Consider the following 12,626-nt stretch of genomic DNA (forward strand, 5'->3'; position numbering starts at 1 on the left):
CCGTCGGGGCCACCGTGTCAGCCGGGCCGATGCGGACGGCGCGGCTCGCCTCGGGGCCGACGTTGCCGGCGGCATCCGTGGCGCGGACGTTGAAGACGTAGGTGCCGTTCACCTGGGCGTCATAGGTGATCGGCGAGGCGCAGGACGGATCCCACGCAGCGTTGCTAGGCAGCAGCTGGCACTCGAAGCGGGCTCCGGCCTCGTTCGAGTTGTAGTGCAGCGTCGGCGTGTTGTCCAGGGTCGGCGTGGACGGGAACGGCGCCACCATGGAGGCCGTGGGCGCGGTGGTGTCCACGGTGAACGTCAGGGTGGGGGAGACCAGGAACGGCGGCGCGGCCGGATCCGCCGCGCTCGCCGGATTGGCGATCCTGGCCTGCACCTTGTGCACCCCGGGCGTCAGCGCCGCGGCCGGCTGCAGCGAATAGGAACCGTTGACCAAGGCGCCGGACGCTGCCGGGGCGGTGCCGCCGTCGAGCATTAGCTCCACTGTTGCCGCGGAGGAAGGTGCGCCCGGAATGCTCCCGGTGAAGGCCGGCGTCATAATGTTCGTGATGTTGTCCGTGGTGGAGCGGCCGCTGTCGCTCGCCGCGGCGAGGTCGGGCGTGCTGGGGGCGCCGTCGTCGCCGTTGAACAGCAGTCCCTGCACCGTGAAGGTGTCCACGGTCAGGGTGTCGATGCCGGGGCCGCCGGCGTCGGGACCGATCACGATGACGGCGTTGGTGCCGGAGGGAGCGCCGGTGACCGGGCGGGCTGTGTTGATGTCGCCCAGCGTGCCGGCTGGGGCGCCGACCTGGCGCAGGAAGGACGCGGTGGTGCCCACGGCGTAGTCGCCGAGGAAGGCCGCGCCCACACCGGCCCAGTCGCAGGGGATCGGGGCCGTCGGCGCGCAGACGCCCTCATCGACGGTGACCTTGATCCGGCCGAGCGCGGGGTCCTTCGGGTCCGGTTCGGAGGTGAAGGTGTGGACGCCGTAGGGGTGCGTGATCGTGTAGGAGGCGTTGGGCTTGAGGTTCTCGAGGATGAAGCGCAGCCGGCCGAAGCCCATCTGCTCGCCCTGCTTCACCACTCCGTTGACGTGCGCAGCTTCGAGCGCGGCCTCGTAGAGACCGAGGTTGCCGCCGCTGGCTTCGGCCGCGAACCAGAAGGCTTCCTCGGGGAAGTTGTCCGGGTAGGCGGCGGGCGCCGTGGTGTTGGGCGGCTCGGAAAGGCAGCCCGCGCCGGCCATGTAGCACAGCTGCAGCTTCACGCTGCCGTCCGAGTACCACATCGGAAAGCCGTTCTGCGGATCCACCGGCCCCACGGCCGCCACGTCGGCGCTGGCCGGAAGGGCTCCCAGCGGTGCCAACGCTGCCGCGAGCATGGCCGTCGCGGCCACCGAAGAAAGGAGCCGGCCCTTGCCGCGCCGCCCCTTGGAAATAGTGCTCATGATGACTCCCTCTGCTGCGGTGAAGAGTGCCCCGCGAAGACCGGTGCGCAGGCTTGGCAGCTACAAGCCATGAAACGTTGTAAGCGCCCTGACTTGGAGAAAACCTGCAGGGAGTCATCCAAAGACCACAGGTTTCCTGCGTGTTAGCCGGGACCGCTGATCCCGGTGTGGAGCGCGAGTAAGGGGACTTCAGAGGCCGGTCAGGCTCCGCTCGAGGTCGACGTTGCTCAGGTCAAGAAAGGCGCTGACCAGCAGCAGGAGCAGGCTCAGCCACACGCCGCCCATGGCCACGTGGTCAGATGCTGTCCAGCCGCTGCCTGCTTCTCCGGAAGACCCGTCGGCCCCTGCCCGCACCCGGCGGCGCGAACGCCACATCGCGAAGCCGGCGAACAGGACTAGGGCTACGCCCCACCAGGCCCAGCCGGGCATGGCTGCCGCTGCCCCTAACATGGCCGTTCCCCAACGAGAGCTCCATTGCGCATGCATCCCCTCATGATGTGCCTCCCCCTGGTGAGTGATGTTCGTCAGGGATAGCAGCAGCTGAGTTATCCAGGTGTTACCGCGCCGCGCCCCGTGCCTCGGAGCGGGAGGCGGCGGTAACCAGCCGCGCGAGTTCCGTGCCCGGGGCAGCGAGCCGGTCCACGGTATCGAAGACGAACTGCTGCATGGCCGCCGCCGCGGCTGAGGGTTCGACGTCGGTGCGCCGGGCCAGGTTGACGGTGCGGGTCAGCTGGGGTTTCACCAGGCGGGTGCTGTGCAGTCCGGGGCGGTCGATGACGACCATCGCCGGAACCACCGCCACGCCCAGGCCGCGTTCCACGAACCGGAGGACGGCGTCCATCTCGGCGCCCTCGACGGCGATCGTCGGGGTGAGCCCGCTGGTGGAGAAGGCCGCATCGGTGGCCAGGCGGAGGTCGTAGCTGCGGTTGAACGCGACCTGGGGGATCTGCGCCAGCTCCGCCAGAGTGATCTCGGCCGGGCGCCGGCTCCCGTCCCGTTGCTCCTGCCCAGGTCCCGGCAGCGGTGAGCCCGCAGCCGAGATTACCACGAGTTCCTCCGAAAGCAGGGGGACCAGCTCGGTGCCCGGCACGGACGGCTCCGCCCCGCGGGTGACCATCAGGGCCAGGTCCAGTGCGTTCTCGTTCAGTGCGTCCACCAGCGAGCGGGAGCCGGCTTCGGTGATGTGCAGGTCCACGCCGGGGTGCGCGGTCCGGAAGGCGGCGAGCACGTCGGCGACCAGTGAGACGCAGAGGGTCGGCGGGGCACCGAGCCGGACGTGGCCGCGGCGCAGCCCGGCGAGGTCATCCATCTGCTCGCGGGCCGCCCGCGCGTCACCGAGCATCCGCCGGGCGATGGGCAGCAGCACTTCGCCGGCGTCGGTCAGAGTCACTCCGGCCGGTCCGCGGCGGAACAGTTTGGCGCCGAGATCGGCCTCCAGTGCGGAAATCTGCCGGCTCAGGGACGGTTGGGCAAGGAAAAGCTCCTCGGCGGCGCGGGTGAAGTGGCCGATCCGGGCCACCGCCTCAAAGGAGGCCAGCTGGTCGAGCTTCATCATAGCCTTTTCGTATCAGCATGAGTAGAACAATGCATTGGACTCATAATAGCGGCGTTCCTAGCATGGTCGGTATGAGCACACAGCACGCCCCTGAACGCCTGATGTCCACTTCCGTCCTCGTCATCGGAACCGGCGGCGCCGGCCTGCGCGCCTCGATCGAACTGGCCCAGCGCGGAGTCCAGGTGCTGGCCGTCGGCAAGCGCCGCAAGCACGACGCCCACACCACTCTGGCCGCCGGTGGCATCAACGCGGCACTCGGCACCATGGACCCGGAGGACAGCTGGCAGCAGCACGCCGCCGACACCCTGCGCGAGTCCTACTTCCTGGCCGACCCGGCCATCGTCGAGACCGTGGCGCGCAACGCGGCCGCCGGCATCGAGGACTTGGAGAAGTGGGGCATGCCCTTCGCCCGGGAGGAGGACGGCCGGATTTCCCAGCGCTTCTTCGGCGCCCACAAGTACCGCCGTACCGCCTACGCCGGCGACTATACCGGCCTGGAAATCCAGCGCACCCTGATGCGCCGCGCGGCCGAGCTGAACGTGCAGATCATCGACACCGTCTACATCACCCGCCTGCTGGTGGCCGACGGCACAATCTTCGGCGCCTACGGCTTCGACATCGTGGACGGCACACCCGTGCAGATCCACGCCGACGCGGTGATCCTGGCCGCCGGCGGTCACACCCGCATCTGGCGCCACACCTCCTCCCGCCGCGACGAGAACACCGGAGACTCCTTCCGCCTGGCCGCCCTGGCCGGCGCGCGGATCCGGGACGCCGAGCTGGTCCAGTTCCATCCGTCGGGGCTGCTGGAGCCCGACGACGCCGCCGGCACCCTCGTCTCCGAGGCCGCCCGCGGCGAAGGCGGCATCCTCACCAACGCACTGGGCGAGCGCTACATGGAGCGCTACGACCCCGAGCGCATGGAGCTCTCCACCCGGGACCGCGTCGCCCTGGCCGGGTACACCGAGATCGCCGCGGGCCGGGGGACCGGGAAGGGCGGAGTTTACCTGAACGTCTCCCACCTGCCCCGCGAGGTCATCCTGCAGAAGCTGCCTCGCGTGTACCGCACCCTCATCGACCTGCAGATGCTGGACATTACGACGACGAAAATGGAGATCGCGCCGACCGCCCACTATTCCATGGGCGGGGTGTGGGTCGCTCCCGAGGACCACGGCACCGGCGTCGACGGACTGTACGCGATCGGCGAGGCTTCCTCGGGCCTGCACGGCGCCAACCGCCTGGGCGGAAACTCGCTGATCGAGCTGCTCGTCTACGGACGCATCACCGGCGGGCACGCCGCAGACTACGTCGCCGCCCGCACCCACGTGCGCAGAGACCCCGCCGCCGTCGGACTGGCCCGCACCGAGATGCAGTCACTGCTCAGTGAGCGCGGGACCGAATCGGCCCGGCGACTGCAGCGCGAGGTGCGCAACCTGATGACAGAACACGCCGGCGTCGTACGCAGTGAACAGGGACTGCAGGAGGGCCTGCGCAAGCTGGCCGCCCTCGAAGAGCGCGCCCGGAACGTCACCGCGCACCCTGACATCGCCGGGTTCGACGACCTGGCCCACGCCTACGACCTGCTGGGCTCGCTCCTCGCGGCCCGAGCCACACTGGAGTGCGCCCTGGAGCGGCGCGAGACGCGCGGGTGCCACAACCGCTCGGACTTCCCGCAGAAGGACCCGTCGCTGCAGGGCAACTTCGTCTGGTCGCCCGCCGAGGGAGTCAGCTTCGAGGCCCTGGCCCCGGCCCCGGACTCCTTCCGGTCCCTGGCCGAGGCCGATGCCGACGATTCGGTAGCCGGCAAGCTCGTCGAGTAGGCCGACCGCCTCTACTGGAACCCCTCGCTCTGGGTCTGCTCGTCCGCCACCCGCACGCCGTAGTGGTAGGCGAGCATCCCGCCCAGGTAGCCCGAAGCGGACAGCAGCCCCAGGCCAACCAGGCTGATGATGAAGCCCTCCACGCTCACCTCGTCATAACCGGCGGCCATGCGGAGCAGGAAAGCAACGACGAACAGCACCACGGTGATGAGGTTCAGCCCCATGTGGATCGTCGCCGTCTTCTTCGCCTTCGTTCGGCCGGCGATCTGCGAATAGTCCATGAAGCCGAAGAGCGCCGCCACCAGCGCCCCGACGATGCCGATGCCGGTCAGCCACACCGCGCCCCGCTCGAACACCTGCGGCTCGCGCGTGATCATCGCCGCGATGTCGAAAATGACCGCGGAAATCCATGCGCCGATCGGCAGCGTGATCAGGATCGGATGGAACGGGTGGCCGTACGGTCCCGCCAGGACGGTGCGCGGTTGTTTGGCCCGGTACTGGGCCGACTGCTCTTCCATAATTCCCCCTGAAGGCCAGTGGCGGATACCTCTCGGGGCCATCCAAGCACCGATCCTTGCGGAGGGACAGTCCCCACCTCAGGTTGCCCCAATTACGGGGTCACGTTGGATTCCGGCATGGCCACCGTAGTGGCTGATCTACTCCCGGATTACCACTGATTGAACTTTTGACCAGCAGGTAGCCGCAGCGGGACAACGGAAAGAACGACGGCGGTGCCTTCCTCAGCACGAAAGGACGCTTTCACAGGAGTTTCGAAGGTTTACTGCAGGAATTGGTCAAAGCTTTCATAAGATCCCTTTCCCCGCCGGATTCGTGCGGTTGAGTGAGTCGTGACAAGGCAATTCGGAAGACCCGCTGCGGAATCGTTGGCCCGGATGCCGAAACGTTTCATCTTTCCCCTACCCGCGCCGACAGGCCGGGTTCTGCTCTTAGGAGGCAGTAGTGAACCGTGAAGAACGCAACCGACTTGCCGTGGAGAACCTGCCGTTGGTCGGCTACCTGGTCTCGGACGTGTGCCGGAAGGCGCCGCACCTCTCGCGGGAGGATCTGGCATCGGCTGGCGCCCTCGCGCTGGTGACTGCCGCCCGGTCCTTCGATCCGGATCAGGGGGTGAAGTTCGGGACCTTTGCCCGGCGTCGGATCCTTGGCGCGTTCGCGGACGAAATGCGGGCTGGTGACTGGGCCGGGCGGGACACCCGGCGGAAGATCAAGGCCGTGCAGGCAGTGGCCGAGACCCTGACCGGGCAGCTGGGGCGCACCCCGAAGGCGGCAGAGATCGCAGAAGCCTTGGGCGTCAGCCCGGAGGAAGCGCGCCAGGCCCTGGCCGACGACGCCCGCACCATGGCCGAGCTGGATGAGACCGTGAGCGTTTCGGTGACCGCGCCATCACAGACCCCGGAAGAGGCGGCCCTGGCCGGCGAACAGGCCCGGTATCTGCGCGCAGCGGTGGAATCACTGCCGGAGAAGATGCGCTACATCATCGAACAGACCTACTTCCATGACCGCACCGTGACCGAGCTGGCTGCCGAATTTGGCTCCACCCACTCCGCGGTCTCTCAGCAGCGGGCCGAGGCCGTCCGGTTGCTGCGCGACGGCATGGCCACCCACTACTCCGACACGCAGGCACCGCGGGAACCGGAGTCGCGGATCGCCAAGGCCCGCCACCAGGCCTACCTCGCCGCCGTCGCCGCCCGCACAGCCACCCGCACGGCCTTCGCCGCCGTCGGCAGCATGACCCCGGCCACCGTCTGACCCACTCGCGCACGTCGCGCGCGAAGCTACTCCGCTCGGCGGGTTAGAGTTCTGTCCATGATCCGCATCCTGACCATCTGCACCGGGAACATCTGCCGCTCGCCCATGGCCGAGCGGCTGCTCCAGCAGAAATTCGACGAAATCCGCCCCGGCCTGTTCGAGGTCCGCAGCGCCGGCATCCAGGCCCTCGTCGACAAGCCCATGGACGCCCGCGCCGAAGGCCTGCTCCATGTGCTCGGCGGATCCTCGGACGGCTTCGTCGCCCGGCAGCTGCAGGAAACACACCTCACCAATGTGGACTTGGTTCTCGCCATGGGCGTCGAGCACCGGGACCGGATCCTGAGCCTCATGCCTCGGCTGCTCAAGCGCACCTTCACAGTTCGCGAGTTGGCCCGCATGGTGGATGCGGTCGCCGAGGACCCGGAACTTGAGGTTCCGGAGGGAACGTCCGACGACGACGTCGAGTACCGCTGGAAGCGTCTGCCCCATCTCGCGGCACTGAAGCGGCACCAGACCCGGGCAGCCGACCCGCTGGAAGACGAGATTGTGGATCCGTACCGCCGGGACGACGACGTGTACCGGCAGATGGTGCGCGACCTCGTGCCGGCGCTCGAGAGGCTGGTCGAATTTGAGCGGGTGTACCACCAAATGGCCTGATTCGGGAAGAAAATGTAATCCATTCAGTTGGCCCGGCGTCATACGCCGCCGTCCCTCGTATACTAGCCAGCGGGAATGCTTCTGCCCGCCTGGCAGGAGCCAAGGGGGAAGTAGATGGGCACAACTGTGGAGCAATCCGCCGATTTAACCGAAACGATTGATCAGGCAACCGGACCGGACGATCCCGCGAGTCTCCAGGAGAGGGCCCGGCAGTCCCTGTCTGCGGGAGAGCAGGAGCGGAAAAGGGACTGGGGCAAGTCGCTCAAGATGCGCCTCGCCCTGACGGACACCGGCGTCATCGTGCTGGCCTTGCTGCTCGCTCAGGTGCTGCGCTTCGGGGTATCGGACGAGGAACTCGCCGCTTCCATCTTCGGTGATGCCTACTGGGTCATTTCTGCCATCATTGCCGCCGCATGGATAGCGTCGCTCAACATTTCGCAGAGCCGGGCACTGCCGGTTCTGGGCGCGGGAAACGACGAATACCGCCGCGTCATCAACGCCACCCTCGGTACCTTCGGTGCCGTGGCGATTGCGGCAATGCTCCTCAAGTACGACGTCGCCCGCGGCTACCTCGCGATCGCCCTCCCGCTCGGACTGGTTCTCCTGGTCCTGACGAGGCATCTCTGGCGCCGTTGGCTGACACGCCAGCGGACCAAGGGCCGCTACACGCACCGGGCGCTGATCGTGGGCTCCTTGTCGGATGTCGAGTTCGTGGCCGGCAAAATCTTCAAGTCTCCACAAACGGGCTACCGGCTGCATGGTGCCGCCGTTCGCCCTACAGATGAAAAACCTGTGACAATCGACAGCGGCCACAGCATTCCCATCGTGGCCACCCCTGAATGCGTCATGGACGCCGTGACGGAACATGACTACGACACCGTCATCGTGGCGGGGACGGCCGCCAACGGACACCGGTACCTGAAGGAGCTGAGCTGGTCACTGGAAGGGACCAACACGTCTCTGGTGGTGGCTAGCAAGCTCATCGACGTGGCCGGCCCACGCATCCACTGGAAGCCGGTTGAAGGGCTTCCGCTGATGAGCGTGGAGATGCCGCAGTTCGAAGGCGCCAAGTTCACGTGGAAGCGGGTCACGGACATCTTGGCTTCCTCCGTCGGACTGCTGGTCCTGGCACCCGTCATGCTGGCCGTGGCCCTTGCCATCAAGCTGGACGACCGCGGGCCGGTTTTCTTCCGGCAGGAGCGGGTGGGCATCCAGGGGAGCCGCTTCGGCATGATGAAGTTCCGGTCCATGGTGGTCGACGCCGAGGCACGGCTCAAGGAACTCGAAGAACAGAACGAAGGCAACGGCGCCCTGTTCAAGATGAAGAGGGACCCGCGGATCACGCGCGTCGGGGCTTTCATCCGCAAGTACTCACTGGACGAGCTGCCGCAGCTGTGGAACGTCCTGGTGGGGGAGATGAGCCTGGTCGGCCCGCGTCCTCCGCTGCCACGGGAAGTCGCTGCCTACGAACAGCACACCCACCGCAGGCTCCTGGTGCGCCCGGGCATCACCGGACTGTGGCAGGTCAGCGGCCGGTCTGACCTCCCCTGGGAGGAAAGCGTGCGGCTGGATCTCTACTACGTCGAGAACTGGTCGCTTGCGGGAGACCTCACCATCATCGCCCGCACAGTCAAAGCCGTCGTTGCCAAGGACGGCGCCTACTAGGACCTTCTTGCCCGCGGATGCCTCGACCTGCATAGCCCGGTCGAGGCATCCGTCTTTTCCGGCGTCGAAGAACGACGACGGGCAGGCTGGCTTCTGTACGTAAGCGCGGTTATCGCGCGGGACCAGTAACAGGGGCAAGCGCTTTCGCGGAATCAATAAGGCCGGCGCGACTTTGAAATCGCGCCGGCCTCATTTCCTGGCAGCTCCCTGGCCGCCGTTGCCTATCGCCTGGTGGGCGGCGTGCGGCGGGCGGGCATCGGTTCTCCGCTGAGCAGGGCCTTGAACTCGTCCTCGGACTCCAGCTGGAACTCGGCGGCCGGTTCAGGGGCGGCTGTGCGGCGGGGCTGCTTGCGGCGGCTGCCGCGCCGGACTGGTTCCACTTCGTCCTGCTGGTAGTACTGGCCATAGTAGCCGTACTGGGCGGCATCGGCGCCCTGCGTCGGGACGCGGTTGAGGATGGCGCCAAGAATGTGTGCGTCCACCTTGACGAGGTTGCCGAAAGCCTTGTCGATCTCGTCCAGTGTCGTCTTGCCGGCGTTGATGACTACCATCGCTCCGTCAGAGATCTTGGACAGGATCGCCGCGTCCGTGACGGGCAGCAGCGGCGGTGCGTCGATGAGGACCGTTGCGTGCTCTGCGAGCTGCTTGAGCATGTCCGACATCGCCTTGGAGCCGAGGAGTTCGCTGGGGTTCGGCGGCACGCGTCCGGCGCCGAGTACAGCGAGGTTGGGAACCTGGCCCCAGACCTGCAGCACGTCTTCCAGTTCAGCTTGGCCGCTGAGCACATCGGTGACACCGGCACCGGGCACCAGATTGAACATTCCGGTCACAACGGGGCGGCGGAGGTCGCCGTCCACGACGACGACGCGCTTGCCGGATGCTGCGATGGTGACGGCCAGGTTGGCCGTCACACTGGACTTGCCTTCGCCGGGTACCGAACTGGTCACTACAATAACCCGCGGCGGATTGTCGACGTCGACAAAGTTCAGGTTGGTGCGAAGCTCGCGGAGCGCCTCGGACATGGCGTGGGCCGTCCGGTCGCTGCTGCTCTCGATCGCCCCGGTTTCGACGACCTGGCGGTGGTCCTGCATCCGCTTGTCGACGGGGATCGTGCCGATGACGGGAACGCCGAACTGCTTTTCGATCATCTCGGCCGAACGGATCCGGCGGTCCAGGTGGTTCCTGATCAGCGCGTAGGCCAGGCCGAGCATCAGGCCCAGTACGGCGCCGATGGCGAGCGTGAGCTGGATATTGGGGGAGACCGGGGAAGTCGGCAGGGCCGCTTCGGCGAGGGGTTCCACCCTGACGGCCGCCTTGGCGTCCGAGCCGGCAGTCTCCATCTCCTCGACCTGGGCGGCCAGTGCAGTCACCCAGGCGTCGGCCAGGTTCCGTGCTTCGGCAGGATCGCCGGCCGAGGCGGTGATCTGCAATTCGGGGGTGTCCAGCGGGGTCTCGACCTCGATCCGCTCGATCAGCTCGTCCGGTGCGAGATTCAGGCCCAGCTCGTCGGAGACGGCCTGGGCCACGGGCCGGGACGTAGCGACACTGGCATAGCTCTTGACCTTTGAGCGCGCGAGCTCATCCGCCGCGAGGGTCGTATTGATGTCCTTGCCGGCGTTGGCGATGACATAGCCCGTGGACTGCGCTTCGTAGACGGGCTTTTGGAGGAAGGTCCAACCAAATGCCAGCAGCGTGACGACAAGGGCGATGGCTACAATCCCACGCCAGTAAGTGTGCAGGACGCGCAGGTAATCACGGAGTTCGAGACCCTGTGGCTGCTCTTCGGTTCGGTTGATTTCCACGAGACTTATGCAGTCCTTCCCAGCGGTCGTGTGGCCCCAAGTCAGCCTAAAGTCTAACCCAGTAATTCCGCGCCAATACCATTGATGGCTCGATTCACCCTCCATGCCCGCGAATCAGCTGGTGCAGGGTTTCTGCGGCTGGTTCGGCAGCGAGGGCGGGCGACTGGTAGACTCTCGGAGTTGCCTAGGCGAGGGAGCATCTGCGTGCGCGGATGTATCCGTTATCGACGGTGGCTAGACGATTCCTCTAGACATTTCCCTGCAGCTCCGGCTTTTCCGTTGAGAATCTACGTAGGAGACAACAATGTCTGACCTCAAACTTTCTGCTGAAGTCCGTCGCGAGTTCGGCAAGGGTGCTGCCCGCCGTGCCCGCCGCAACGAGCAGATCCCGGCCGTGATCTACGGCCACGGCGCCGAGCCGCTGCACGTTCTGCTGCCGGCCAAGGCCACTACCCTTGCCCTTCGCACGGCCAACGCCCTGCTGACCCTGGATGTCGAAGGTGAAGAGCACCTCGCTCTCGCCAAGGATGTGCAGCGCAACCCGCTGCTCCAGATCGTCGAGCACGTTGACTTGCTGACGGTTCGCCAGGGCGAGAAGGTCCAGGTTGACGTCAACGTCCACGTCGAGGGCGAGATTGCCGCCGGCGCCGTGTTCAACCTGGAGCACCCGACCGTCCTGGTCGAGGCCGAGGCGACCCACCTGCCCGAGACCATCACGGTCAACGTCGAGGGCCGCGAAGTCGGCGAGCACGTCCACGCCTCCGACCTGACCCTGCCCCAGGGCGTTGCCCTGCTCGTGGAGCCCGACACCATCATCGCCACGGTTTCCGCTCCTGCTGTGACCGAGGAAGCCGCAGAGGCTGCAGAAGGCGAAGCCGCTGCCGAAGGGGCCGAGGCTGCTCCGGCCGAAGAGTCTGCCGAGTAACTTCCCTTGGCGGAAAATACCTGGCTTGTAGCCGGGCTCGGGAACCCCGGGCCCGGCTACAGCCGTAACAGGCACAACGTGGGCCAGATGGTCCTCGACGAACTCGCCTCCCGCATCGGCGGCGGCGCGTTCAAATCCCACAAGACCCATGCCCAGGTCGTCGAGGGGCGGTTGCGTCCCGGCGGTCCGCGCCTCGTCCTCGGGAAGCCGCTGACCTTCATGAACCTCTCCGGCGGCCCGGTGTCGGCCATGGCGAAGTTCTACGGCGTGCAGCCTGACCACGTCATCGCGGTGCATGACGAAATCGACATTCCGTTCAATACCGTCAAGCTGAAGATCGGCGGCGGGGAAGGGGGCCACAACGGTCTCCGGGATATCTCGAAGGCGCTCGGCACCAAGGACTACTATCGCATCCGTGTTGGAGTGGGCCGGCCGCCGGGACGGATGGACACCGCTGATTACGTACTCAAGGATTTCGGCGCAGCGGAGAAGAAGGACCTGCCCTTCCTGATCGATGATGCAGCTGATGCTATCGAGCTGCTGATCGAGGAGGGCCTCCTCGCCGCCCAGCAGAAATTTCACTCGTCGAACTAGTGGACGAAGTCACGAGTTTGTCCTAAGATCGATTGTCGGAAGTATCAATCTTCCTCTAGAGCGGCATGCCGCTCGCAGCCTAGTGGCTCCATAAGCGGGGGTCGACGATGGGCGGCCTCTGAGACTGGGCCAACCCCCATCCCATCGTCGGCCCCTTTATGCATGCCAGAGACAGTGTGCGCCTGAAAATTTAGGTGATGCTCAGATGAAGTAGCGGAACCATCGTGGGAAGATTAGGTCAAAGTAGTCTTGCGTAATCGCCTGACGCTGTCCTGTCCGCGAACCAAGGAGCACCTCCCGTGCCTGTGGTGTCCACACCCGCTACGCTCAAACCCTCGGCCGGTCCGATCGACAATGCCGAGGTCCTGCGCATCCGCAATGACTTCCCGATCCTGGACCAGAAGGTGAACGG

The 12,626-nt window shown here is 66.4% G+C and carries 11 protein-coding genes; 6 read left to right on the forward strand and 5 right to left on the reverse strand.

The genetic code is table 11. The features are described from left to right. The 3 genes from D477_RS13595 to D477_RS13605 form a co-directional block, all read right to left on the reverse strand. Nucleotides 1-1,426: Ig-like domain-containing protein (locus D477_RS13595; RefSeq protein ID WP_005270087.1), on the reverse strand; the 1,426-nt coding region annotated here is incomplete at its 3' end. A gap of 189 nt (nucleotides 1,427-1,615) precedes the next feature. After that, nucleotides 1,616-1,876, reverse strand: a complete 261-nt coding sequence (locus D477_RS13600) for a hypothetical protein (RefSeq protein WP_150110126.1) — start codon at nucleotides 1,874-1,876, stop codon at nucleotides 1,616-1,618. A gap of 106 nt (nucleotides 1,877-1,982) precedes the next feature. Next, nucleotides 1,983-2,978, reverse strand: a complete 996-nt coding sequence (locus tag D477_RS13605) for a LysR family transcriptional regulator (protein WP_043847011.1) — start codon at nucleotides 2,976-2,978, stop codon at nucleotides 1,983-1,985. 74 nt (nucleotides 2,979-3,052) lie between these two features. Here D477_RS13605 and D477_RS13610 point away from each other — a divergent pair, with 74 nt between their 5' ends. Next, nucleotides 3,053-4,801 carry an L-aspartate oxidase gene (locus tag D477_RS13610; RefSeq protein ID WP_043847008.1) on the forward strand — a complete coding sequence of 583 codons (1,749 nt, stop codon included), beginning with the start codon at nucleotides 3,053-3,055 and terminating at the stop codon, nucleotides 4,799-4,801. Nucleotides 4,802-4,812: 11 nt separating this feature from the next. On the opposite strand, the gene D477_RS13615 is transcribed toward D477_RS13610, so the two are convergent. Next, nucleotides 4,813-5,319, reverse strand: a complete 507-nt coding sequence (locus D477_RS13615) for a DUF2231 domain-containing protein (protein WP_005270091.1) — start codon at nucleotides 5,317-5,319, stop codon at nucleotides 4,813-4,815. A 442-nt stretch (nucleotides 5,320-5,761) separates the two neighbouring features. Between D477_RS13615 and D477_RS13620 the strand changes: the two genes are divergently transcribed. The 3 genes from D477_RS13620 to D477_RS13630 all read left to right on the forward strand — a co-directional run bounded on the left by D477_RS13620 (nucleotide 5,762) and on the right by D477_RS13630 (nucleotide 8,893). Continuing rightward, on the forward strand, nucleotides 5,762-6,571 hold the full coding sequence (locus D477_RS13620) for a sigma-70 family RNA polymerase sigma factor (RefSeq protein WP_005270099.1): 810 nt from the start codon (nucleotides 5,762-5,764) through the stop codon (nucleotides 6,569-6,571). Between the two features lie 57 nt (nucleotides 6,572-6,628). Continuing rightward, the gene (locus tag D477_RS13625; protein ID WP_005270101.1) at nucleotides 6,629-7,228 is read left to right on the forward strand and encodes an arsenate reductase/protein-tyrosine-phosphatase family protein; all 600 of its coding nucleotides are present in this window, start codon (nucleotides 6,629-6,631) and stop codon (nucleotides 7,226-7,228) included. Between the two features lie 114 nt (nucleotides 7,229-7,342). Beyond that, a complete protein-coding gene (locus D477_RS13630) occupies nucleotides 7,343-8,893 on the forward strand; it encodes a sugar transferase (RefSeq protein ID WP_005270102.1) in 1,551 nt (516 codons plus the stop codon). Nucleotides 8,894-9,114: 221 nt separating this feature from the next. Here D477_RS13630 and D477_RS13635 read toward each other — a convergent pair whose 3' ends face one another. Then, complete coding sequence (locus D477_RS13635; protein WP_005270104.1) at nucleotides 9,115-10,695, reverse strand: polysaccharide biosynthesis tyrosine autokinase; 1,581 nt, start codon at nucleotides 10,693-10,695, stop codon at nucleotides 9,115-9,117. Nucleotides 10,696-10,999: 304 nt separating this feature from the next. On the opposite strand from D477_RS13635, the gene D477_RS13640 reads away from it, so the two are divergent. Beyond that, the gene (locus D477_RS13640; RefSeq protein ID WP_005270105.1) at nucleotides 11,000-11,620 is read left to right on the forward strand and encodes a 50S ribosomal protein L25/general stress protein Ctc; all 621 of its coding nucleotides are present in this window, start codon (nucleotides 11,000-11,002) and stop codon (nucleotides 11,618-11,620) included. A gap of 6 nt (nucleotides 11,621-11,626) precedes the next feature. Beyond that, entirely contained in the window at nucleotides 11,627-12,214 is a 588-nt protein-coding gene (pth, locus tag D477_RS13645; protein ID WP_043847010.1) for an aminoacyl-tRNA hydrolase, read from the forward strand. Nucleotides 12,215-12,626: the final 412 nt, after the last annotated feature.

Source organism: Arthrobacter crystallopoietes BAB-32 (assembly GCF_000328305.2).
In the GTDB taxonomy this organism is placed as follows: domain Bacteria; phylum Actinomycetota; class Actinomycetes; order Actinomycetales; family Micrococcaceae; genus Crystallibacter; species Crystallibacter crystallopoietes_A.